Below are 22,959 nucleotides of genomic sequence, written 5' to 3'. Positions count from 1 at the left end.
ATAATGTTCCTATGGAACGTTATTACAATACTCTCAAGAATGAACTGGTTCATCATCATTCCTATCATTCTGAGAAAGAATTATATACATCCATTGAAGAATTTGCGTACGTTCATTACAATCACGAACGACCGCATTCTTACAACAATTATAAAACGCCTTTTGAGGCACGCTACGGGGTATAAATCCTGTAGCAATAAAAATTAGGTCAAAGTGTTACAAAAAAGCTTGACCACAACAAACATTTGCTTAATGAATTTGAGAAGGAAATTAAACGTCTAAAGAATGCCTATATAATAGAAGAAATTGCTCAAAATCCTCATATTAAAAATACAAGAGAAGCTTATCGAATATTTGGAAAGAATCCTCAACATTATCGAAATGCTGCAGAAGCAATGCTTCGACGAATTGTGAAAGGACAAGGCTTATATCATATCAATAATATTGTGGAAATTAATAATTTGATTTCTGTGTCTTCCGGATATTCTATAGGATCTTATGACGTAGAAAATCTTCAAGGAACAATAACTCTTAAACTTGCTTCAGAAGATAGTCACTATGAAGGAATTGGAAAAGGAAGCATAAATATTGGTCATCTTCCAGTTTTATATGATGATCTTGGTCCAGTAGGAAATCCAACGAGCGATAGTCGTCGTGCAATGATACAACAAGGAAAAAAAGAAATTATTTCAGTTTTATATTCCTTTGATGGTACACAAGAATTACATTTATGGATGCAAAAATTTTCTGATTATTTAAAAAATATTGCAATGTTATAGAAGTTGAGATGTGGACAATATGATAAAAAAAGAATTTGATCAAATTCCTATTCCAAAACTTGTAATTAGACTTGGAATTCTATCAATGTTAGCCCAATTTATTAATGTTTTATATAGTGTTATAGATCGTATCTTTGTAGGACATATTCCACAAGTTGGAAGTCTCGCAATTGCTGGAATTGGAGTAAGTGCACCTATATTAACTTCTATAACAGCATTTGCTTCTTTGATCGGAATCGGAGGAGCTTCTGTTATGAGTTTTAGCATGGGAAGGAAAAAAGATAAAGAAGCAGAGGCTGCCATTGGAAATAGTCTAATCTTATTAATCATTTTGTCAGTAATTCTTACTTTATTATTGACCATTTTTCAAAAAACACTGCTTTATTTTCTTGGATGTAGCGATACACTTTATCCATATGCAGGATCCTATTTTAAAATTTATCTTTTAGGTACTCCGGCAGTACTTCTCGGACTTGGAATGAATCAGTTTGTAATTGCACAAGGCCATTCGAAAGCTGGAATGATAGCGATCGTCTTTGGAGCTGTTACTAATACAATTTTAGATCCTGTATTTATTTTTTTATTTCATTTTGGAATTTGCGGCGCAGCTATTGCAACTGTAACTGCTCAATGGATTACCGCTATATTTGTTTTTTTTATTCTATTACAAAGAAAAATAGAAATTCCATTAAAATTTGTACCACTTCAAAAAGAAATTATTCGAAGACTTCTTTATATTGGAAGTCTTCCATTTATGGTTACTTTGCTTGAAAATATGTTTTTAATAATTTTAAATATGGTTCTACGTAAGTATGGGGGAGATCATGGTGATGAATATATTGCATGTTCTACTGTAGTTCAAAGTTTTATTGTTTTTGCATTTAATCCAGGTTATGGATTATCACAAGGATGTGGAACTTTATATGCCTATCATTATGGAGCAGGAAATTATAAAAAAATCATGCAGGTTTTTCAATGGGTATTGATTGTATGTGGAATTTATATGACCATTCTCTGCATTCTTTCTCAAGAAATTCCAGAATTTTTTGCAGGACTATTTCTTCAAGATTCGTCATTAATACCTGAAGCTGCACAATGTATTCGAAAATATTCAGCAGGTCTTTTTATTTTAGCAGTTCAATATTCTTTTGTTGATGGCTTAACATCTATGGGGCTTGTTAAATATGCAATGCCGATTTTTGCTTTTCGAAGAATTGTATATGTACTTTCTATTTTAATCCTTCCTATCGTATTGCCGTTAAATCAGGTATTCTGGTCAGAAACACTGGGAGATGTTATCGGCTCTTTGGTATCCATTTTTGCATTTTGTTTCCTTATCCGACCAAAAATAAAACAACAAATGCTTTAACAAAAAGAAAAAAAGAGTATAATAGATTCAGAATGTGAAAAGGAGAGTGGTTTTATGACTTGGTTATTTTATGCGATAGGTTCTTCATTTTTTGCAGGAATTACAGCGATTCTTGCGAAATGAGGAATTTCCAAAACAGATTCTGACGTAGCAACTGCGATACGAACGATTATTGTCTTTTTGTTTTCATGGTTGATGGTAATGATCACAAAGAAATGATCACAAAGACAGGAAATGGAATCGTACATATTAGTCAAAAAACAATATTATTTTTAGTTTTATCAGGACTTGCAACAGGAGCTTCCTGGCTTTGCTATTATCATGCATTACAATCTGGACCAGCAAGTGTTGTTGTTCCAATCGATAAATTAAGTATTTTGATCACAGTAGCATTTTCATGGATTGTATTCCAAGAAAAGTTGACAAAAAAAGCGGGAGCTGGATTGATCATGCTGACCGTAGGAACTATCTTTTTGACAATTTTATAAGATCATAAACAATTATGCTAAATCATAAATGGGAGGTGCACGTTATGCAACAAAAACAACAGGTCCGAAATCTAATCTTTGATTTTACTGGAGTTTATGAACAAACACCAGTAAATGAACAGTTTTTAATATTAAATTGTACACATATTCATGGAAGTAGGTTATATTGTTCAAAACAAGCAAAGGATAAGATAAAAAAGATGATTCACAAATATGGCATTCATGGAATTCACTTTCTTGATTCTGGAGATTATCATTATATTACAAAATTTATGACAGATGAAATTCGATTTCCTTTTTCTCTTGTAATGTTTGATCACCATACCGATATGCAGGAACCTCTGGTGGAAGGAATGACTAGCTGTGGAAGCTGGGCAGCAGAAGTAATGGAGCAGAATCCATATCTTCAACAATTAATATTAATTGGACAAAGTATAAAAACATTACGACATTGTACATGGATTCATAATCCAAAAGTAATTGCGATTAGTTATGAAGAATTAACAAAAAGAAAAAAAGCAGCACAAAAATTTCATAAACTTCGTACAAACATTCCTCTTTATTTATCGATTGACAAGGATGTTCTTCGTCGTCAAGATGCTGTTACAAATTGGAATCAAGGGGAAATGTCCTTTTCGATGCTAGAAGATTTGCTGCTTTTCCTTATTCATCAGTGTGATATTGTTGGTGTCGATATTTGTGGAGAATATCAGCAGGAGAGTAATTTAACAGAATATTTGCATGCACAAAAAATCAATTATCATTTAAATAATGAATTATACGAATTTTTGAAGTGTCAGTTTCAGAAAAGGAAAAGAATAAATCCAAAGAAAAGATTTATCGATATTCCATAAATTTTTTTACAGCAAGGGAGATAGTTTTTTTATCTCTAATGACAAAACCAATATTACGGTATGCAGGAAGAGCTAGTTCCCTTGCTGTAATATGTGATACGGGATTCTTTTTAAAATCAATTTTGGAAGAATACTGACTCCAAGTCCATGTTCGATTATAGACATAACCGCATAATCATTCCATGTTGTAAATTTAACATTTCAGAAGCTTTTGTAAAACTTCCATATTCTAATTCTACTGTTTTGACAAAAGATAAATCTTTTTGAATATCCATTTCAACACAAATACCTCTTTTAAAGTTTATTTTTTATATAATGATAGACGAAAAGTAGAAAAGATGTAAGAAAGGAACAAGAATTATGACACAAATTAAAGAAAAATTATTTCAAATTGGCGATGTTGCAAAAATGTTTCATATTAGTGTTGGAAGTTTGCGCCATTATGAAAAGGAAGGTCTTTTGCAGCCAGAATATATTGCTCCGAAAAGTAATTATCGTTATTATAGTATTCGACAATTTGAGGTCTTGAATACTATCCGTTATTTACGTGCGCTTGATATGCCGCTTTATCAGATCGCAGATTTTATACAAAATCGTAACATTAATAAAATAGAAGAAAAATTGTTAAAACAAAAAGAACTCATAAAAGAAAAACAAAAACAACTATCTATGATCGAGCGCAAGATTGATCATAGACTTTCTACACTTTATCAAGCACAGCATTGCTCTTTAAATGAAATTAAAATTGTAAAAAAGGAGTCTTCTAATATTGTATGGATTCAAGATACTTTACAATTAAGATCTCATCTGGATCTTGAATATGCGATACGCAAATTAGAAGAAAACCAAAAAGAGTCTGTAGTATTTCTTGGAAAAGTAGGTGTTGGTATTTCTAGAGAGGAACTTTTAAAAGAACAATTTGATCAATATAGTCTTGCCTTTCTTCTTCTTGACGAAGAAGACAATTTTACAGGGGAAATACAAAAACTTTCAGAAGAAATCGGTGTATCAATTTCTTTTTGTGGAGAACATAAAGAATCACCTCAATATTACAAAAGATTATTACAATATATAAAAGAACATTCTTTAAAAATTTGTGGCTTTTCTAGAGAAATTACGATGATCGATTATGGAATTACCAATCATAGAGAACAGTTCGTAACAGAAATTTTTATACCAATAGAAAAAAAGAGCTACCCATTAAAAACGGATAGCTCTTTTTTGCTTAAAGTTTTTTACCTGTTAACATTTCATAAGCCTGAAGATATTTATTAATTGTTTTATCCACAATATCTTGAGGAAGCTCCCAGTCATTATCATTTTGTTTTAACCAGTCACGAGCAAACTGTTTATCGAACGATGGCTGAGCATGTCCTGGCTCATAACCTTCTGCAGGCCAGAAACGAGAGCTATCAGGAGTAAGCATTTCATCTCCAAGAACCATATTTCCATCTTCATCAAGACCAAATTCAAATTTTGTATCTGCAATGATGATTCCTTTGCTTAATGCATAATCTGCACATTTTTTATACAAGGCAATTGTATAATCACGAAGTTTTGTAGCGTATTCTTCTCCTTTTCCAGGAAATTCTTTCTCAAGATGAGTAATACTTTGTTCAAAAGAAATATTTTCATCATGATCTCCAATTTCTGCTTTTGTAGATGGTGTGTAAATTGGTTCTGGAAGTTTATCAGATTCCTTTAATCCTTCCGGTAAGGTGATTCCACATACAGTGCCGTTTTTCTTATAACTTTCCCATCCGCTTCCTGTAATATATCCTCGAACAATACATTCGATTGGAAGCATTTTTAATTTACGACACATCATGCTGTTTCCATCAAATCTTTCCTGATGGAAAAATTCTGGCATATCTTTTACATCGACAGAAATCATATGATTTGGAATGATATCTTTCGTAAGATCAAACCAGAACTTAGACATCTGTGTTAACACAGTCCCTTTTTTTGTTACTTCATTTTTTAAAATAACATCAAAACAACTAATGCGGTCTGTTGCAACCATGATCAGGCTATCACCGTTGTCATAAATTTCACGTACTTTACCTTCTTTGATCGGTTTCATTTCTTCCATTTTTATTTACCTCACTGATAATTATTTGAAAATTGTTAGAGAGTTGTAACTCTTATTACTATATAGAATACATAATTTTAACAGATTTTTCAACAATTAAGAAAAATGTGTCGAAAAGTAATAAAAAAACTGCAAAAAATCATCAAATGATTAGATAAAATTGACAGAAAATATAATCATTGACTTCAACTAAACTTTAAGGTTTATGATAGAATCTATAATATAGAAAGGAGGAATTACATTGGTAGCTTTATTTTTTATAATTCCAGCAATCATTTTAATTTTGGCAGCTATTTATTTTTATATTTTTTATCGAAGGATTTTGACTATATTCTTAAAAAATAAAAACTATAGGATGATAGGAAGCCTTCTTTTAACACTAATTACGATAAGGATCGCGTGGCCTGTTTATGACTTAGGAGGCGTCGTTGTCTTTCATATTCTATTTTTATCACTTATATTTGATTTATTTTGTTTTTTATGGAAAAAATGGAAAGGAAATTTGGGAAAAAATTCAAAATTTCTACACGAAAGCGGATTACTTGTTTTTCTTGTAACAGCATTGATTTTTGGATATGGTTATATGAATATACATCATGTTAAAAAAACAACTTATATTGTTCGAACAAAAAAAATGAAACAGGGAAAAGATTTAAAAATTGCATTGATTAGTGATTTGCATCTTGGAGCTACTATGAACACAAATCATTTAGAACAGTATATGAAGAAAATTCAGAAACAAAAACCAGATTTACTTTTGCTTGCGGGTGATATTTTTGATGAAAATACAAAAAAGAGTGAGATGAAAAAAGCAGCACAAATTTTTGGAAGTTTTTCTAGCACTTATGGCACCTTTTATGTTTATGGAAACCATGATTCTAACTTATACACAAAAAAACCATATTATACAGCAGCTCAATTAAGAAAAACGTTGGAAATATCATATGTTCATGTACTAGAAGATCAACAAATACATCTTACAAAGCATTTGATATTGATTGGAAGAAAAGATGCTAGTGATATTAATCGAAAATCTTTACAGCAAATTCTTCCTTACGATCATGGTAAAGCTTTTTGTATTGTTATGGATCATCAGCCGATTGCATTGAAAGAAATCAGTAATCAGAAAGTAGATCTTCAAGTTTCCGGACATACACATGCAGGACAAATATGGCCAACTGGACAGTTAATGCAATTTATGGGAATATCGGATTTAAATTATGGCGAAAAGACAATGAAAAATAGTCGTTTGATTGTAACTTCTGGAATTGGAGGCTGGGGTTATCCAATTCGTACTGGAGGACATTGTGAATATGTGATGATTCATATTTTGGGTTGTAAAAAATAAATAAAAAAGTATAAGTTTAAGGAATAAATCCTTAGATTTATGCTTTTTTTATCTTTAATTTTTGAGGAAATATTTCAAAAATATTTTTTATCAAACGCTTGACGAAAGAAAAAGCAGTGCTATAATGAAACTTGAATTCCGAGTAAATTAATCGGAATTAAAAATTAAAAGAAAGAATGGAGGATTATTATGTCAGAACCATTATTAAAAGTTGAAGGATTGTCTGTAGATGTCGACGATCAGGAAATTCTTCACGGAATAGATCTAAGTATAAAAAAAGGAGAAACTCATGTTTTAATGGGACCTAATGGGGCAGGAAAGTCAACACTTGGCAATGCATTGATGGGGAATCCAAAATATAAAATTACGAATGGAAGCATCTTTTTTGATGGGAAAGATATTCTTCAGGATACAACCGATCAAAGAGCAAGAGATGGAATGTTTTTATCCTTCCAGAACCCGTTGGAAGTACCTGGAATCTCTCTTGGCAATTTTATACGAAATGCATTAGAGCAACGAACAAAAAAACGAATTCGTCTGTGGGATTTTAAAAAAGAAATGAAAAAAGCAATGGAAGTGCTTCAAATGGATGAATCTTATGCAGACAGGGATTTAAATGTTGGATTTTCTGGTGGTGAAAAGAAAAAAGCAGAAATTTTACAGCTTTTAATGCTAAAACCATCGTTTGCAATTTTGGATGAGACAGATTCTGGATTGGATGTTGATGCAGTACGTACAGTATCAAAAGGTATTGAAGAATATCAGAAAAATAAAAACGGGGCGTTATTGATTATTACTCATAGCACGAGAATTCTTGAGTCTCTCCATGTTGACCAGACACATGTTCTTGTTGATGGTAAAATTGCAGCTTCTGGAGATGTTTCTATGGTAGAAGAAATTAATGAGCATGGATTTGAACAGTATGAGAAATAGATGCAGCTTTTGAGAAAGGAGGCATGGTCCGAATGAAAGAAAAGACCTATGTAGAAGATATTGATCGAAGCATCTATGATATGAAAAATGATGAAAAAGATGCCTATAAAGTAAAAGAAGGATTAACACCGGAAATCGTAGAACAAATTTCAAAAGAGAAACATGATCCAACATGGATGCAGTTATTCCGGTTACAGTCCTTGCAAATATATAATGAAATGGAAGTACCTGATTGGGGTCCATCTATTGAAGGACTGAATATGGATCAAATTGTGACTTATGTAAGACCAAATACTCATATGAGTGCCAAATGGTCTGATGTACCAAAAGATATTAAAGATACTTTTGAAAAACTTGGAATTCCAAAAGCAGAAAGAAAATCTCTTGCTGGTGTCGGGGCACAATATGATTCTGAGCTGGTTTATCATAATGTTAGACAGGAGGTTGCAGAACAAGGAGTTGTTTATACAGATATGGAAAGTGCGCTTACTGGTCCATATGAGGATATGGTAAAAAAACATTTTATGAAATTAGTTACTCCAAGAGATCATAAGTTTGCAGCGCTTCATGGAGCTGTTTGGTCTGGTGGTTCTTTCGTTTATGTACCGCCAGGGGTATCTGTTACGATTCCTCTTCAATCCTATTTTCGATTAAATGCACCTGGAGCTGGTCAATTTGAACATACATTGATTATTGTAGATGAAGGGGCATATCTTCATTTTATCGAAGGTTGTTCTGCCCCAAAATATAATGTTGCAAATTTACATGCAGGATGTGTGGAATTATATGTAGGGAAGAATGCAACCCTCCGATATTCAACAATCGAAAACTGGTCAAAAAATATGTATAATCTGAATACAAAAAGAGCAAAGGTAGAAGAAGGCGGAACCATTCAGTGGGTATCTGGTTCTTTTGGATCTCATGTCTCTTATTTATATCCAATGAGTGTATTAAATGGAGTTGGAGCAAAATCAGAATTTACTGGCATTACATTCGCAGGAAAAGGACAAAATTTAGATACTGGTACAAAAGTTGTACATAATGCACCGAAAACATCTTCTTATGTAAATACAAAATCCATATCAAAAGATGGGGGTATTAGTACATTTCGAAGTTCTGTTGTTGTAAATAATAAGGCCAAAGAAACAAAATCTTCTGTTTCATGTGAGTCATTAATGCTTGATGATATTTCCAGATCTGATACGATCCCTGCAATGGATATCCGAACGAAGGATGCCGATGTAGGACATGAAGCAAAGATTGGAAAAATCAGTGATGACGCTGTATTTTATCTAATGTCCAGAGGAATTTCAGAAGATGATGCGAGGGCAATGATCGTTAGTGGTTTTGCAGATAATGTATCAAAAGAACTTCCATTAGAATATGCGGTTGAAATGAACAACCTAATTCATCTTGAGATGAAAGGTAGCATAGGCTAGAAAGGAGTGTGTTTTCGTTGAAAGAAGAAATGAATATGAAAATCAATCAGTTGCCGGCTAAGACATTTGGATGGCTTCATATGAATGCGACAGATGTATCTGGTGTGACAGCAAAACAAACAATAAAAATTGAAACACAAAAGCCTGAGAGTGTTGTTTGTGTTCTTTCTGATGATAAATTACAACAAGTAGAAACTGGTATGGGAAAAGATATGGATCAGCTTCGTGAAAATATCAAAGGAACACCAACCTTTTTTGAAAGCCAAGAAGGAATAAAAGAAGCAGATCCTGTACGTTTGAAATTTTTTTATAATGATGGAGTAAAGGATTATCACGAAGTAGGATTTCATGTCAAAAAAGATAGTTCCTTGACGATTATCATGGATTATCAATCAGAAAAGTCAAAAGATGGACTAGCTGCGGTTCAGACAAAAATCGTTGCTGAGGAAAATTCAAAAGTTTGTCTTGTACAGATCCAACGTCTTGGAGAGGGATTTCAATGTATGAATGATGTTGGTGTTGTATGTGAAGATGGAGCAGAATTTGATGTAATTCATCTGATTCTGGGTGGAAAAGATACATATCTTGGATGTCGTACTAATTTGCATGGACAAAAAAGTTCAATGAATGCACAAATAGGATATCAAGTTTTGGGAAATGGAAAGCTTGATATGAATTATGTTGCAGATCATAGAGGAAAAAGAACAATAAGCGATATAAAAGCATCTGGAATTTTAAATGATCATGGATTTAAATTGTTCCGTGGAACGATTGATTTTAAAAAAGGTGCTTCTGGAGCCAAGGGAAACGAAAAAGAAGATGTTCTTTTGCTGGATGATCATGTAGTTAATCAGACCATTCCATTAATTCTTTGCGCGGAGGAAGATGTGGAAGGAAATCATGGTGCAACTATTGGAAAGCTGGATGAAGAAGATCTTTTTTATATGCAATCCAGAGGATTAACAGAGGAAGAAATTTATCGAATGATGGCAAAAGCAAGAATTAGTGCTGTTTGTCAGAAAATACCGGATGAAAAAACACGAGATGAAATTTTGCGCAATTTGGAGGAAGGTGTGTTAGATGAAGCGTGAGGAACAAAAGAAAAAAGTCTTAAATATAAGAAATGATTTTCCAATATTTAAAAACTCCGATTTGATTTATCTAGACAGCGCTGCAACCTCACAAAAGCCAGAGTGCGTTTTAAGAGCACAGCAGGATTTTTATGAAAAATATAATGCAAATCCTTATCGTGGGATGTATGAGCTTGGAGAAGCTGCAACAGAACAATATGAACAAGCAAGAGAAACTGTCCGGCATTTTTTGAATGCAAAATCATCCGATGAAATTGTTTTTACAAGAAATGCAACCGAAGGACTTAATTTACTTTCTTATAGTCTAGCAGATCACATTTTACAGCCTGGAGATGAAATTTTAATTACTATCATGGAACATCATAGCAATCTTCTTCCATGGCAGTTGGCTGCAAAACGTCACGGTGCAAATCTTTGTTATATTGAATGTAATGAAGAAGGAGAATTTACAGAAGAAGATTTTAAGCAAGCTTTAACACCGAAAACAAAAATTGTTTCTATGACACAGGTATCGAATGTTCTTGGATGCGAAAATAATATTAAAAGATTTGCACAAATAGCTCATGAAAATGGAAGTATTTTTATCGCGGATGGAGCGCAAAGTGTTCCACATATGCCGGTAGACGTACAGGATCTTGATGTTGATTTTCTGTCTTTTTCCGGACATAAAATGCTTGCTCCAATGGGAATTGGCGTTTTATATGGAAAGAAAAAATGGTTAGAAGAAATTCCACCATTCTTATCTGGAGGTGAAATGATTCAGTCAGTGACAAGGGATCATGCAGTTTATGCAGAAGTTCCACATAAATTCGAAGCTGGAACAGTAAATGCTGGCGGCGCAGCAGCTCTTGGTGCAGCAATTCATTATTATGAAAAAATTGGATTTGATTTTATACAAGAACAGGAACAAAGTTTAAGTATCCGAGCAATGGAAGCCTTGCGTAACATAAAGGGAATTCATATTCTCGGCTCCAAGGATCCTAAAAAACACCATGGAATTATTTCCTTTACACTTGATGGAGTTCACCCACATGATATTGCAGCAATTTTGGATGCAGATCATATTGCAATACGTGCAGGGCATCATTGTGCACAACCGTTATTAAAACATCTTGGTGTTTTATCTGCAGCGAGAGTTAGTCTTGCATTTTATAATACAGAAAATGAAATAGACAAGCTGGCAGAATCTGTCGGCAGTATAAGAAGGAGAATGGGCTATGTCGAATCAGACGTTTTATAATGAAATTTTAATTGATCATAATCTGCATCCAGGTCATAAACACGATCTTGAAGATGCAAATTTAGTACTAGAAGGTGTTAATCCAAGTTGTGGAGATGACATTTTCCTAAAGCTAAAAGTAGAAGATGATAAAATTATTGATGGTGCTTTTGTTGGAGATGGATGTGCCATTTCACAAGCTTCTGCCGATATGATGCTTGACCTGATTATTGGAAAAACAAAAGAAGAAGCGTTAAAACTTTCTGAGATTTTTTTACGAATGATCAAAGGAAAAATTACAGATGATGAAATGGAGCAGTTAGAAGAAGCAGGTGCACTTCAAGATATTTCACATATGCCTGCCCGTGTAAAATGTGCGGTGCTTGGATGGCATACTATGGAAGAAATGTTGAAAGGAACTGATTAGTAAAAAAACTTCCTCTTTCGAAATAAGAAAATTTTGTATATAATAGGAACAAACAAAATTTTTAAGATAAAGAGGATGAAAGAAATGTTTAAAAAGCAAAAAGAAAATGCCATAGGTATTGACTGGAGTACATTTTATAAGAATGTTATTGCACTAGTCGTGCCTATGGCATTTCAAAATTTGATTAATGTTGGCATTACAGCGACCGATGTGATTATGCTTGGAAAAGTAGGAGAAAAAGTTTTATCCGGTGCCTCTCTTGGTGGACAAGTCCAATATATAATGGTTTTATTTTTATTTGGTCTAACTTCTGGAGCAACTGTTTTAACAGCACAATACTGGGGAAAGAAAGATATCACAACCATAGAAAAAATATTAGCACTTGCCATAAAATCTGCTATTTTTGTAACTTTTCTTTTTACAATAGCAGCCCTTGCAATTCCAGGAATTTTAATGAAAATTTTTACAAATGACCCGCAAGTAATAGCACAAGGAATTCAATATTTAAGAGTGGTGGCATTTTCTTATATTCTAATGGGGATTACTCAAGTATATCTTTATACAATGCGAAGTGTTGAAAGAGTTCTTATTGCAACTTGTGTTTATTTATCATCTTTAATTTGCAATATCATATTAAATGCGATTTTTATTTTTGGAATGTTTGGTTTTCCGGCGCTTGGAGTCCGCGGTGCAGCACTTGCAACTTTGATTTCTAGATATTTAGAACTTTTTATTGTTATGATTTATGCACATTTTTATAATCAGGAAATTCGTTTTCGATTTCACTATCTTTTTCATACAGAGGTAATTTTATGGAAAGATTTTCTTACTTATTCCATTCCTGTCGTATTAAATGAAGTAATGTGGGGGCTTGGAACTGCTGCCAATACTGCTGTCCTTGGACATCTTGGAAGTTCTGCGGTTGCAGCAAATTCTGTGGCGCAAGTAGCTAGACAATTAGCAACAGTTGTATCTTTTGGACTATCCAGTGCAACTGCAATTTATCTTGGAAAAACGATTGGAGAACGAAAATTTGAACATGCGAGAGCCTATGCACGTCATTTTATAGGCTTAAGTCTTCTTATGGGAGCTGTTGGTGGGGGATTGATTTTACTTGCATCACCAATTGCAATTTCTGTTCTTGCCTTGACACCAGTAGCAAAAACTTATTTAAAAATTATGTTCTTCGTTATGTCTTATTTTGTCATTGCTCAGGCATTTAATACGACTATGGTCGTTGGTATTTTCCGGGCAGGCGGAGATACAAGATTTGGATTATTGTTAGATGTATCAACTATGTGGGGATGTTCTATTTTGTTCGGATTTCTTGCAGCATTTGTTTGGCATTTGAGTGTCCCAATGGTTTACGTAATCTTAATGTCTGACGAATTAATTAAAGTTCCAATTACTGTTTGGCGTTACCGTAAATATCGATGGTTAAAAGATGTTACAAGGTAAAATAAAAATATGAAATAATAAAGCAATCACCTATTACATAATGGGTGATTGCTTCATTTTATTTATTAGTTTTTCTTTGGGACAAGCACAAAATCTTCTCCTGCTTTTCTCCTTTGATAATATTCCGCAGTTGCAGTCATTAAGGCATCAGAGGAAGAATTAAGGGCAGTTTCCATTGAGTCCTGAATGACTCCAATGATAAAACCAACACCAACGACCTGCATGGCAACATCATTCTGAATTCCAAACAAGGAACAAGCAAGAGGGATTAACAGCAGAGAACCACCAGCAACTCCGGAAGCACCACAAGCTGAGATCGCTGCTAAAATACTTAAAATGAAGGCAGTAATAAAATCAACAGATAACCCCATCGTATGTGCTGCTGCAAGTGTCATCACTGTAATAGTAACGGCAGCTCCATCCATGTTAATTGTAGATCCAAGAGGAATCGATACAGAATAGTTATCTTTGTTTAATCCAAGGCTTTCACAAAGTGCCATATTCATTGGAATATTGGCAGCAGAGCTTCTTGTAAAAAATGCAGTTAATCCACTTTCTTTTAAACATTTAAATACAAGAGGGTATGGATTTTTATGTGTACAAATAAAAACAATAAGTGGATTGATAATCAGTGCAGTTGCAAACATACATCCAATTAATAAAGCTAAAAGGCTTCCATACTTTGTAAATACAGAAATACCATTGGTTGATACTGTATTAAATACTAATCCAAGGATTCCAAATGGAGCACAGGAAATGATCCATTGAACAGCCTTTGTAACAGCATCTGATGCATCTTGTAAAAACTGTTTTGTTCCTGTAGAAGCAAGTTTTAGGGCAATACCAAAAATAATTGCCCATGCAAGAATTCCGATATAGTTTGCTTCAGAAAGTGCAGTCACTGGATTTGCAACAATATTCATCAAAAGATTTTTAAGAACTGCTGCTAGTCCACTTGGAGGTGTTACTTTTTGTGTAGCTTTTGTAAGAACGAGTGTTTGTGGAAATAGAAAACTTCCAACAACTGCAACAAGGGCACCCATAAACGTACTAATTAGGTAGAGAACAACGACAGTTCTCATATTTTTTGCTCCATTATTTTTTGAATTTGCCAGTGAGGACATGACAAGAACAAAAACAAGAATTGGAGCTACCGCACGAAGAGCTCCTACAAATAAATCTCCAAGAAGAGAAATTGCAGTAGCTTTTGGAGCAACAATTCCAAGGATGGCGCCAATACATAATCCGATAATAATACGGGTAATCAAGCTCAGATTGCTCCATTTTGATAATAAATTTTTCATTATTCCTAATTCCTTCTTTCATTTTATATTCTTATGTAAATATGCTTATAAATAAGCACAATACAATATTATATCGAATTACACATTATCCGTCCAGAGCAAATTTTTCTCTTAAAGTAAATTTGAAAAGAAAAAACAAGACTGCTACAATAAAATATAAGAAAATACAAAAGAATTTCGAAAGGAAAGGCAGGAGATAGCAGGTGAAGCTTGCAGTATTTAATTTAAGAGAAGATGAACGAGATATTTTTGAATTTTATGCAAAAAAATATCAGATTGAATTATCTGTAACAGTAGAAGCACCAACGATAAACAATCTTTCAATTACAAAAGGATGTCAGGCAGTTAGTATTATTACGACTCCAATTGATGAGACATTACTAGATGCTTGGAAACAACAGGGAATTTTAACAATTTCTACGAGAACAGTAGGATATGATCATATTGATCTTTTCCATGCAAAAGAACTTGAAATTTCTATTTCTAATGTAAGTTATACTCCACATACAGTTGCAGAATATACTGTTATGTCTATTCTGATGACAATAAGAAAAATGAAAACCATTCTTTCACGTTACCAAGTACAAGATTATTCTCTGCTTAATATTAGAGGACGAGAACTCCAACATATGACCATTGGTGTTGTAGGAACTGGAAAAATAGGAGAGATGGTTATTCGGAATCTAAGCGGTTTTGGATGTAAAATTCTTGCTTTTGATCCTTATGAGAAAGAACAGGTAAAAGCATACGCTGAATATACAACGATTGATCAGATATGGAAAAATTGTGATTTAATCACTTTCCATACGCCAGCACGAGAAGATACTTATCATATGGTTAATAAAGAAAGCATAGAAAAAATGAAAGATGGTGTTATGATTATTAATATGGCAAGGGGATCTATTATTGATACCGATGCATTAATCACAGCATTAGAACAAGGAAAAGTTTCTGCTGCTGCCTTAGATGTTATTGAAGATGAAGGAAAAATTTATTATAAAGATTATAAATATAGTGTAACAGGAAACCATGATATGGCAATTTTAAGTACGATGCCAAATGTTCTAATGACGCCTCATACGGCATTCTTTACTGACGAAGCTGTAGATGATATGATCCATTACTCAATCGAAAGCTGTATCAATGAAGTAAATGGAAAAGAAAATCCAAGAAGAATTCTATAAAATGGATTGACAAAATGGTATATTCCATATATAATATAGCCTATCAAATTACTAGGAAATATCAGTTGGACGGCGGGTGCATTGCATCCGCTGTTTTACTGTCGGATCATAGAAAAAAAGAAAGGAGATTTTGATCCATGTTAACACAATTTTCAAGAACAGAATTATTACTTGGAAAAGAGGCAATGGATAAATTAAACAAAGCAAAAGTTGCCGTCTTTGGAATTGGAGGAGTCGGAGGTTATGTCTGTGAAGCACTCGTACGAAGCGGAGTTGGATCTTTTGATCTGATTGACGATGATAAGGTATGTCTTACGAATTTAAACAGACAAATCATTGCAACAAGAAAAACGGTTGGAAAATATAAAGCGGAAGTTATGAAAGAAAGAATCTTAGAAATTAATCCGGATGCAAAAGTTACGATTCATAAATGTTTTTTCCTTCCAGAAAATGCACAAGAATTTCCTTTTGAAGAGTATGATTATATTGTAGATGCTGTTGATACAGTAACCGCGAAAATTGAATTAGTTATGAAAGCAAAAGAGCTGGATATTCCAATTATTAGCAGCATGGGGGCTGGAAATAAACTGGATGCTAGTCAGTTTAAGGTCGCTGATATTTATAAAACGAAAGTATGTCCATTGGCAAAAGTTATGCGTAGAGAACTAAAAAAACGCCGAGTAAAAAAATTAAAAGTTGTATATTCTGAAGAAAAACCAACGAGACCATTGGAAGATATGTCTATTAGCTGTAGAACCAATTGTATTTGTCCTCCAGGTGCAAAACATAAATGCACAGAACGTCGAGACATTCCTGGAAGTGTTGCTTTTGTTCCTTCGGTAGCAGGATTAATCATTGCTGGAGAAGTAGTAAAAGATCTTTGTATGAGAAATTAAGGATAATCGATAGATAAAACCTATCAATTATTATAAAAAAACTATTGGATATTTCATATTTTCAGGTCTAAACTAAGAGTTGTTAGAGTTTGAAAATTGGAGGAGAAAAAAAGAAAATGGAACATTCAAAACCAATCATACGTGGAGAACTTGCCCTTGCCATTGCTGTTATAATCAACAGTTTTAGTGTTGTATTAATGTTATATTCCGGCTCTGGAATATCTGCTATTTCAAGTGTTCCGTATGCATTTTCCGAAGTATTTAAAAACATTACACTTGGAACATGGACTTATATTTTTCAAGGAATTTTGGTTCTTAGTCTAATGATCCTTAGAAAAAAATTTGTGCCGCCTTATTTATTTAGCTTTGTTGTCGGTTTTGCATTCAGTGAACTTTTAGATGTCAATGAACTATGGATTCATATACTTCCACAAACAATGGTTTGTCGTATTATATATTTTCTAGTGAGTTATTTTTTATTAAGCATTGGAATTGCACTTTCTAATCGCTGCTGCTTGCCAATTATTCCAACAGACCTTTTTCCAAGAGAATTATCAGATATTATTGGAAAAGCGTATTCAAAAATTAAAATATCTTTTGATGTCATCTGTCTTGCAGTAACAGCTTCCATGACAGGAATTTTGCTTGGTCATCTAGATGGACTTGGAATTGGCACAATTCTTGCTGCTTTTACTATGGGAAAAGCAGTTAGTCTTGTTGGTAGCTGGATAGACCAAAGAGTTCAATTTATTTCTGTTTTAAGTGCAAAATAAAAAAAGAAGGGACTTCTTATAAAAATAGAAGTCTCTTCTTTTTTATTTAATATTGTACATTTATAAGGAATAATCCCTGAGGTGGAGCTGTAATTCCTGCATCTTTTCGATCTTTTGATTCTAATACTTTTAAAAGATCTTCTGGTTTTCTTCTTCCACATCCAACTTCAACGATAGTACCGGTGAGAATTCTTACCATATTATGAAGAAATCCGTTTCCAGTAAAGAATATTTGGATTTCTTTGTCTGTTTTTTTTATTTGAATATTTGTAATTTCACGAACCGTTGACTTTTTCGTTTTTTTTATAGAAGAAAATCCTTTAAAATCATGAGTACCAATTAAATAAGAAGCTGCTTGGTTCATAAGACTCATATTCAATGTTTCTGGAAAATACCATAAATATTTTCTTTCAAATACGTTAGGAATCCCTGGAATCGCAATTCGATAACAATATGTTTTTTGTTTTGCGTTTAAACGGCTGTGAAAACGTTCTCCAGCATTTTCTACTTTTAAAATACCAATATCAGAAGGTAAATATTTTTGTAAATATTTTTTTATTTCCTTACAAGACATAGAAGAATTTGTATGGAAATTTGCAACTTGTCCATAAGCATGAACTCCTGCGTCTGTACGACCAGATCCAGTAATCAAAATCTTTTCACCTGTCATTTGACTTAAAACGGATTCAATTTTTCCCTGAATTGTTACTGCATTTGAATTTTTCCCTAATTTTTGCCATCCTTGGTATCTTCCACCGTCATATTCTATAGTTAATCGTATATTTCGACTCATATTTTGATCCTTTCTATTTTTTATCATTTTACCATAAATGTTTATTTACAGCAAAAACAACCTTTTAACTTGACTTCAAGTGAACTTTAAATGATATGATAAATAAGAAGAATGAATTATAAAAAACCAGGAGGGAACAAATGGAAAAATCAAAAGTATATTTTACAGATTTTCGTACAAGACTTGGAGAAGGTCTTCCAACAAAATTAAAACGTTTGATGAAAAAAGCCGGTATTGATGAAATTGACATGGAACAGAAATTTGTGGCCATTAAAATGCATTTTGGGGAACTTGGAAATCTTGGATTTTTACGTCCAAATTATGCCAAAGCAGTTGCTGACGTTGTTAAAGAACTCGGAGGAAAACCGTTTTTAACAGATTGTAATACCTTATATCCAGGAAGCCGTAAAAACGCATTGGAACATTTACAATGCGCATGGGAAAATGGTTTTACACCATTGACAACAGGCTGTCCAATTTTAATTGGAGATGGATTAAAAGGAACCGATGATATTTCTGTCCCAGTAGAAGGCGGGGAATATATTAAAGAAGCAAAAATTGGACATGCAATTATGGATGCTGATGTATTTATTAGCTTAAATCATTTTAAAGGTCATGAAACGGCTGGTTTTGGAGGTGCTATTAAAAATATTGGGATGGGATGTGGCTCTAGAGCAGGAAAAAAAGACCAGCATTCTAATGGAACACCGGATGTAGACCCAAACAAATGTAGAGGATGTAGAATCTGTCAGAGAGAATGTGCAAATGAAGGTTTATTTTATAATGAAAAAACAAAGAAAATGCAGATTAACAAAGACAATTGCGTTGGCTGCGGAAGATGTATTGGAGCATGTAACTTTGATGCGATTGCATTTGCTGAATGGGCCGCTGTTAAAGATTTAAATTGTCGAATGGCAGAGTATACAAAAGCTGTTATCGATAAACGACCAAATTTTCATATTTCACTTGTTGTTGATGTATCTCCAAATTGTGATTGTCATGCAGAAAATGATACGCCAATTCTTCCAAATATTGGGATGTTTGCATCGTTTGATCCATTAGCACTTGATCAAGCATGTGTTGATGCATGTTTAAAATGTGATCCGCTTCCAAATAGTCAGTTGTCTGACAATATGAAACAGAAAGATTTTCATGATCATCATGATCATTTTGAAAATACAACACCAGATGCTGAATATAAAACATGTTTGGAACATGCAGAAAAAATTGGCATCGGAACAAGAGAATATGAACTCATAGTTATGAAATAAAAAAAAAGATAAAAATGAAAAATCGTGATTTTTAGAATATGAAAATGTTCTAGAGTCACGTTTTTTCATTTTTTAAGGAACTGTAACAGAAAAAATCAGAAAATGGGCATAATACTTCTGTAAAGGACATATAAGAAAGCGAGAAAGAAAGGAAGATTTGAGTATGATGTTACATGTTATAATTGGAATGATTGGGTATACTGCTGGAGTATTAAGTACGGTGTTTGCTCTTGCAATGTGTATGGCGGCGAAAGAGCGCGATGAAATTGGCAGATAAGGAAAGAAAGATAAAGTTTAAAAAATGTTTAAAAAGAACTTGAAATTTTTTAAAAATCTCGTGTTAATCTTATGGCAACAAGAAATAATAACGCTATAAGAAAAACAGGAGGTTTTTTTATGGAAAAAATTACAAAAAGTACATTTTCCATCATTCGTGATAATGTTTGTACGTTATTTAATTTATTAAATTTTATAATTGCATTGCTTCTTTTTTTAGTGGGAGCTTATAGTAATATGCTTTTTATTGCTATTATTATATTAAATATTGTAATTGGAATTACACAAGAACTTAAAGCAAAAAAGCTGGTAGATGAACTTTCTATTTTAAATCGCCCGACGGTATGTGTGGTTCGTAATTCTTCCATGCAAAATATCAATATGGAAGAGGTTTGTAAAGGAGATACTATTTTTTTACAGAGCGGAGATCAAATTTGTAATGATTCTATGGTTACAGATGGAACTTTAGAAGTCGATAAATCTTTATTAACAGGGGAAAGTGATGCGATTATCAAAACATCAGGAAGTACTTTGTTATCAGGAAGTTTTGTTATTTCAGGGAAAGCATATGCAAAAGTTATTCATGCTGGAAGCGATAATTATGCATCAAAACTTGTGAATGAAGTAAAAAAGGGGAAAAATATACATTCTGAATTGCTTGATTCTATGAAAAAGGTAACACATTTTACTAGCTTTTTTATTCTTCCACTTGGAGTTTGTTTATTTCTCCAGGCGATCATTTTAAGAAATATGCCTTTTTATCCTTCTGTTGTATCGTCCTGTGCAGCTTTACTTGGTATGCTTCCAAAGGGTTTAGTACTTTTAATTTCAGTTTCGCTTACAGCCGGTGTCATACGTCTTGCTAAAAAAAAGATCCTTATTCAAAATATCTATTCTTTGGAAACTTTAGCCAATGTTGACATTCTATGTCTGGATAAAACAGGAACTATTACCGATGGAAATTTAAAAGTAGATCATATCTTCCCTATGTCAGAAATTCCTAAGAGAAAAGCAAATCATATGATTCAATCTTATTTTGCTGCAAGTGATGATAATAATGCAACTTTTTTGGCATTAAAAGATGCTTTTGGAAGTGAACGATATGATAAAGAAACATCAAAAATCTCATTTTCTTCACAGAGAAAATGGGGATGTGTTAATTTTCAATCTGGATATAGCATCTTTGTCGGAGCTCCGGATAAATTATTAGATCAAATGCCAGAACAGATAAGAACTGCATTAAATCAGGGAAAAAGAGCTGTAGTTATTGGATATTATGAGAATCTATGGGAAGATAAAAAAGAGCTTCCAAAAGAAATTCATCCAATTTATGGTGTGATTTTGGAAGATCATATTCGAAAAAATACAAAAGAAACTTTGGACTTTTTTTATAAACAAGGAGTGGACGTTAAGATTATTTCCGGAGACCATCAGAAAACGGTATCTATGATTGCAAAAAAAGCTGGTTTAAAAGATTGGAATAAAGTTATTGATTTATCAACGATAAAAGGGGCGATTGATTTTGAAAAAATCAGTGAAGAATACTGCGTATTTGCCAGAGTAACACCAGATCAAAAACAAAAATTGGTGCGTGCTATGCGGCAAAATAAACATCAAGTTGCAATGACAGGCGATGGTGTAAATGATTTGCTTGCACTTCGAGAAGCAGATTGTGCAATTGCAGTTGCAGATGGAAGTGACGCCAGTCGTCAATTTGCCGACAAATCAGGGATCAAATTGATATTCCGATTCTTATGGTAACGGCACGTACAGAATCTATAAATGTTATTCGCGGGCTTGGACTTGGTGCAGATGATTATATTACCAAACCCTTTGATCCTTCTCAGTTAGTTGCAAGAGTTCGTTCTCATTTAAAAAGATATGAACGTTTAACAAAACGATCAGCAAATTAAAAAAAGAACAAACAAAGATGATTGTACAAGATCTTGTCATTGAACCAGATACGTGGAGAGTATGGAAACGTGGAAAAGAATTGAAACTTCCGAATCGTGAATTTGAGTTGTTACGTTTTTTGGCAACAAATCCGAACATTGTTTTTTCAAAAGAAACTTTATTTGAAAAAATTTGGGGATATGATTATATTTCAGATGCAGCAACTGTTTCTGTACATATTAATCGGTTGAGAGAAAAAATTGAGGATGATGCAAGAAATCCGCAAATTATAGAAACCATTTGGGGTGCAGGTTACCGCTTGAATTTATAATCTTATCATTTTGATTAGGTATATTTTCTGCTATAATTATCAAGGAAAGGAGTATCAGACGAATTGTTTTTGGAAAATTTTTAAATAGTGGACAAACTTGTGTGGCACCAGATTATGTTTTCGTAGATGAACAAATGGCAGATGAGTTCGTACAAAATTTAAAATACTGGATAAAAAAGATGTTTGGAAAACAGCCATTACGTCAGCTAGATTATCCATCAATGATTAATAAACAACATTATCAACGAGTTATGAGCTTAATAAAAAATGAAGATGTGGCAGCTAGGTGGATATGGAAATATGAATACACTACAGATAGCACCGACGATTCTCATTAACGTAAAAAAAGAAGCACCGATTATGCAGGAAGAAATTTTTGGACCAATTCTTCCAATTTTGACTTATAAGAATATAAAACAATATATTTCAAGTCACGGAAAACCATTAGCTCTTTATTTGTTTACGGGAGATCCTTTGATAGAAAAGGATATTATTGAACATTTATCCTATGGAGGTGGCTGCATAAATGATACGATCATTCATCTTGCAACTCCTTTTATTGGGTTTGGAGGTGTTGGAAGTAGTGGTATGGGATCTTATCATGGAAAAGATAGTTTTGACAATTTTACGCATAAGAAAAGTATTGTAAAAAAGTCCATTCATTTAGATCTTCCAATTCGCTATATGCCATATTCTGTCGTTAAAAAATGTCTGATGAAATTCTTTTTAAAATTTTAAAAT

General features: G+C 33.1%; 25 protein-coding genes. 22 read left to right on the top strand and 3 right to left on the bottom strand.

The window, feature by feature from the left end:
* From KQI71_RS05800 to KQI71_RS05775, 6 genes are all read left to right on the top strand, one after another.
* On the top strand, window positions 1–185 hold a 185-nt coding region (locus KQI71_RS05800), incomplete at its 5' end, for an integrase core domain-containing protein (RefSeq protein WP_216434974.1).
* Between the two features lie 60 nt (window positions 186–245).
* Window positions 246–779: a B3/B4 domain-containing protein gene (locus KQI71_RS05795; protein ID WP_216434972.1), complete on the top strand. Its 534-nt coding sequence runs from the start codon at window positions 246–248 to the stop codon at window positions 777–779.
* A 19-nt stretch (window positions 780–798) separates the two neighbouring features.
* Window positions 799–2,148: an MATE family efflux transporter gene (locus tag KQI71_RS05790; protein WP_253287959.1), complete on the top strand. Its 1,350-nt coding sequence runs from the start codon at window positions 799–801 to the stop codon at window positions 2,146–2,148.
* A 215-nt stretch (window positions 2,149–2,363) separates the two neighbouring features.
* Window positions 2,364–2,636, top strand: a complete 273-nt coding sequence (locus KQI71_RS05785) for an EamA family transporter (RefSeq protein WP_216434968.1) — start codon at window positions 2,364–2,366, stop codon at window positions 2,634–2,636.
* Between the two features lie 44 nt (window positions 2,637–2,680).
* Window positions 2,681–3,490 carry an arginase family protein gene (locus KQI71_RS05780; protein WP_216434967.1) on the top strand — a complete coding sequence of 270 codons (810 nt, stop codon included), beginning with the start codon at window positions 2,681–2,683 and terminating at the stop codon, window positions 3,488–3,490.
* Window positions 3,491–3,850: 360 nt separating this feature from the next.
* Window positions 3,851–4,765, top strand: a complete 915-nt coding sequence (locus KQI71_RS05775; protein WP_216434964.1) for a MerR family transcriptional regulator — start codon at window positions 3,851–3,853, stop codon at window positions 4,763–4,765.
* On the opposite strand, the gene KQI71_RS05770 is transcribed toward KQI71_RS05775, so the two are convergent.
* Complete coding sequence (locus KQI71_RS05770) at window positions 4,716–5,582, bottom strand: phosphoribosylaminoimidazolesuccinocarboxamide synthase (protein ID WP_216434962.1); 867 nt, start codon at window positions 5,580–5,582, stop codon at window positions 4,716–4,718. The genes KQI71_RS05775 and KQI71_RS05770 overlap by 50 nt on opposite strands.
* Window positions 5,583–6,084: 502 nt before the next feature.
* Here KQI71_RS05770 and KQI71_RS05765 point away from each other — a divergent pair.
* The 7 genes from KQI71_RS05765 to KQI71_RS05735 all read left to right on the top strand — a co-directional run bounded on the left by KQI71_RS05765 (window position 6,085) and on the right by KQI71_RS05735 (window position 13,497).
* Window positions 6,085–6,930, top strand: coding sequence for a metallophosphoesterase (locus KQI71_RS05765; protein ID WP_253287956.1), 846 nt, complete (start codon window positions 6,085–6,087; stop codon window positions 6,928–6,930).
* A gap of 189 nt (window positions 6,931–7,119) precedes the next feature.
* On the top strand, window positions 7,120–7,863 hold the full coding sequence (sufC, locus tag KQI71_RS05760) for a Fe-S cluster assembly ATPase SufC (protein ID WP_216434958.1): 744 nt from the start codon (window positions 7,120–7,122) through the stop codon (window positions 7,861–7,863).
* Window positions 7,864–7,895: 32 nt separating this feature from the next.
* On the top strand, window positions 7,896–9,302 hold the full coding sequence (gene sufB / locus KQI71_RS05755) for a Fe-S cluster assembly protein SufB (protein WP_216434956.1): 1,407 nt from the start codon (window positions 7,896–7,898) through the stop codon (window positions 9,300–9,302).
* Window positions 9,303–9,319: 17 nt separating this feature from the next.
* The gene (locus KQI71_RS05750) at window positions 9,320–10,393 is read left to right on the top strand and encodes a SufB/SufD family protein (RefSeq protein WP_216434954.1); all 1,074 of its coding nucleotides are present in this window, start codon (window positions 9,320–9,322) and stop codon (window positions 10,391–10,393) included.
* The gene (locus KQI71_RS05745; RefSeq protein WP_216434952.1) at window positions 10,383–11,633 is read left to right on the top strand and encodes an aminotransferase class V-fold PLP-dependent enzyme; all 1,251 of its coding nucleotides are present in this window, start codon (window positions 10,383–10,385) and stop codon (window positions 11,631–11,633) included. The genes KQI71_RS05750 and KQI71_RS05745 overlap by 11 nt, the downstream gene beginning before the upstream one ends.
* Window positions 11,611–12,039 (top strand): Fe-S cluster assembly sulfur transfer protein SufU, encoded by a 429-nt coding sequence (sufU, locus tag KQI71_RS05740; protein ID WP_216434950.1) that lies wholly within the window; start codon window positions 11,611–11,613, stop codon window positions 12,037–12,039. Before KQI71_RS05745 ends, sufU begins: the two co-directional genes overlap by 23 nt.
* A gap of 84 nt (window positions 12,040–12,123) precedes the next feature.
* Window positions 12,124–13,497 (top strand): MATE family efflux transporter, encoded by a 1,374-nt coding sequence (locus KQI71_RS05735; RefSeq protein WP_216434948.1) that lies wholly within the window; start codon window positions 12,124–12,126, stop codon window positions 13,495–13,497.
* 65 nt (window positions 13,498–13,562) lie between these two features.
* Here the strand turns inward: KQI71_RS05735 and sstT are convergent, their stop codons facing one another.
* On the bottom strand, window positions 13,563–14,801 hold the full coding sequence (gene sstT, locus KQI71_RS05730; protein WP_216434946.1) for a serine/threonine transporter SstT: 1,239 nt from the start codon (window positions 14,799–14,801) through the stop codon (window positions 13,563–13,565).
* A 203-nt stretch (window positions 14,802–15,004) separates the two neighbouring features.
* On the opposite strand from sstT, the gene KQI71_RS05725 reads away from it, so the two are divergent.
* The 3 genes from KQI71_RS05725 to KQI71_RS05715 all read left to right on the top strand — a co-directional run bounded on the left by KQI71_RS05725 (window position 15,005) and on the right by KQI71_RS05715 (window position 17,654).
* Window positions 15,005–15,985, top strand: coding sequence for a D-isomer specific 2-hydroxyacid dehydrogenase family protein (locus KQI71_RS05725; protein ID WP_216434944.1), 981 nt, complete (start codon window positions 15,005–15,007; stop codon window positions 15,983–15,985).
* A 137-nt stretch (window positions 15,986–16,122) separates the two neighbouring features.
* Entirely contained in the window at window positions 16,123–16,881 is a 759-nt protein-coding gene (locus KQI71_RS05720; RefSeq protein ID WP_216434942.1) for a tRNA threonylcarbamoyladenosine dehydratase, read from the top strand.
* A 116-nt stretch (window positions 16,882–16,997) separates the two neighbouring features.
* Window positions 16,998–17,654: a DUF6198 family protein gene (locus KQI71_RS05715; RefSeq protein WP_216434940.1), complete on the top strand. Its 657-nt coding sequence runs from the start codon at window positions 16,998–17,000 to the stop codon at window positions 17,652–17,654.
* 46 nt (window positions 17,655–17,700) lie between these two features.
* Here the strand turns inward: KQI71_RS05715 and truA are convergent, their stop codons facing one another.
* Window positions 17,701–18,447: a tRNA pseudouridine(38-40) synthase TruA gene (truA, locus tag KQI71_RS05710; RefSeq protein ID WP_216434938.1), complete on the bottom strand. Its 747-nt coding sequence runs from the start codon at window positions 18,445–18,447 to the stop codon at window positions 17,701–17,703.
* Between the two features lie 140 nt (window positions 18,448–18,587).
* Here truA and KQI71_RS05705 point away from each other — a divergent pair, with 140 nt between their 5' ends.
* The 6 genes from KQI71_RS05705 (at window position 18,588) to KQI71_RS05690 (ending at window position 22,956) form a co-directional block, all read left to right on the top strand.
* On the top strand, window positions 18,588–19,718 hold the full coding sequence (locus KQI71_RS05705) for a DUF362 domain-containing protein (RefSeq protein ID WP_216434936.1): 1,131 nt from the start codon (window positions 18,588–18,590) through the stop codon (window positions 19,716–19,718).
* A gap of 396 nt (window positions 19,719–20,114) precedes the next feature.
* On the top strand, window positions 20,115–21,755 hold the full coding sequence (locus tag KQI71_RS05700) for an HAD-IC family P-type ATPase (RefSeq protein WP_330655313.1): 1,641 nt from the start codon (window positions 20,115–20,117) through the stop codon (window positions 21,753–21,755).
* Complete coding sequence (locus KQI71_RS12830) at window positions 21,749–21,907, top strand: hypothetical protein (RefSeq protein ID WP_330655311.1); 159 nt, start codon at window positions 21,749–21,751, stop codon at window positions 21,905–21,907. The genes KQI71_RS05700 and KQI71_RS12830 overlap by 7 nt, the downstream gene beginning before the upstream one ends.
* Window positions 21,908–21,924: 17 nt before the next feature.
* Window positions 21,925–22,218 carry a winged helix-turn-helix domain-containing protein gene (locus tag KQI71_RS12825; protein WP_330655310.1) on the top strand — a complete coding sequence of 98 codons (294 nt, stop codon included), beginning with the start codon at window positions 21,925–21,927 and terminating at the stop codon, window positions 22,216–22,218.
* Between the two features lie 101 nt (window positions 22,219–22,319).
* Window positions 22,320–22,556, top strand: a complete 237-nt coding sequence (locus tag KQI71_RS12455) for an aldehyde dehydrogenase family protein (RefSeq protein ID WP_334300757.1) — start codon at window positions 22,320–22,322, stop codon at window positions 22,554–22,556.
* The gene (locus tag KQI71_RS05690; protein WP_253287955.1) at window positions 22,519–22,956 is read left to right on the top strand and encodes an aldehyde dehydrogenase family protein; all 438 of its coding nucleotides are present in this window, start codon (window positions 22,519–22,521) and stop codon (window positions 22,954–22,956) included. The genes KQI71_RS12455 and KQI71_RS05690 overlap by 38 nt, the downstream gene beginning before the upstream one ends.
* Window positions 22,957–22,959: the final 3 nt, after the last annotated feature.

It is taken from the genome of Anaerostipes sp. MSJ-23 (genome assembly GCF_018918155.1).
Classification (GTDB): domain Bacteria; phylum Bacillota; class Clostridia; order Lachnospirales; family Lachnospiraceae; genus Anaerostipes.
Note: the sequence above shows the minus strand (reverse complement) of the source record. Positions and strands in the feature narration are given on the sequence as shown.

Excerpts from the sequence above, each read along its gene's own strand:
- KQI71_RS05790 (WP_253287959.1), top strand. The coding sequence starts at position 799 with ATGATAAAAAAAGAATTTGATCAAATTCCTATTCCAAAACTTGTAATT.
- KQI71_RS05785 (WP_216434968.1), top strand. The coding sequence starts at position 2,364 with ATGATCACAAAGACAGGAAATGGAATCGTACATATTAGTCAAAAAACA.
- KQI71_RS05780 (WP_216434967.1), top strand. The coding sequence starts at position 2,681 with ATGCAACAAAAACAACAGGTCCGAAATCTAATCTTTGATTTTACTGGA.
- KQI71_RS05775 (WP_216434964.1), top strand. The coding sequence starts at position 3,851 with ATGACACAAATTAAAGAAAAATTATTTCAAATTGGCGATGTTGCAAAA.
- KQI71_RS05770 (WP_216434962.1), bottom strand. The coding sequence starts at position 5,582 with ATGGAAGAAATGAAACCGATCAAAGAAGGTAAAGTACGTGAAATTTAT.
- sufC (WP_216434958.1), top strand. The coding sequence starts at position 7,120 with ATGTCAGAACCATTATTAAAAGTTGAAGGATTGTCTGTAGATGTCGAC.
- sufB (WP_216434956.1), top strand. The coding sequence starts at position 7,896 with ATGAAAGAAAAGACCTATGTAGAAGATATTGATCGAAGCATCTATGAT.
- KQI71_RS05745 (WP_216434952.1), top strand. The coding sequence starts at position 10,383 with ATGAAGCGTGAGGAACAAAAGAAAAAAGTCTTAAATATAAGAAATGAT.
- sufU (WP_216434950.1), top strand. The coding sequence starts at position 11,611 with ATGTCGAATCAGACGTTTTATAATGAAATTTTAATTGATCATAATCTG.
- KQI71_RS05735 (WP_216434948.1), top strand. The coding sequence starts at position 12,124 with ATGTTTAAAAAGCAAAAAGAAAATGCCATAGGTATTGACTGGAGTACA.
- sstT (WP_216434946.1), bottom strand. The coding sequence starts at position 14,801 with ATGAAAAATTTATTATCAAAATGGAGCAATCTGAGCTTGATTACCCGT.
- KQI71_RS05720 (WP_216434942.1), top strand. The coding sequence starts at position 16,123 with ATGTTAACACAATTTTCAAGAACAGAATTATTACTTGGAAAAGAGGCA.
- KQI71_RS05715 (WP_216434940.1), top strand. The coding sequence starts at position 16,998 with ATGGAACATTCAAAACCAATCATACGTGGAGAACTTGCCCTTGCCATT.
- truA (WP_216434938.1), bottom strand. The coding sequence starts at position 18,447 with ATGAGTCGAAATATACGATTAACTATAGAATATGACGGTGGAAGATAC.
- KQI71_RS05705 (WP_216434936.1), top strand. The coding sequence starts at position 18,588 with ATGGAAAAATCAAAAGTATATTTTACAGATTTTCGTACAAGACTTGGA.
- KQI71_RS05700 (WP_330655313.1), top strand. The coding sequence starts at position 20,115 with ATGGAAAAAATTACAAAAAGTACATTTTCCATCATTCGTGATAATGTT.
- KQI71_RS12830 (WP_330655311.1), top strand. The coding sequence starts at position 21,749 with ATGGTAACGGCACGTACAGAATCTATAAATGTTATTCGCGGGCTTGGA.
- KQI71_RS12825 (WP_330655310.1), top strand. The coding sequence starts at position 21,925 with ATGATTGTACAAGATCTTGTCATTGAACCAGATACGTGGAGAGTATGG.
- KQI71_RS05690 (WP_253287955.1), top strand. The coding sequence starts at position 22,519 with ATGAATACACTACAGATAGCACCGACGATTCTCATTAACGTAAAAAAA.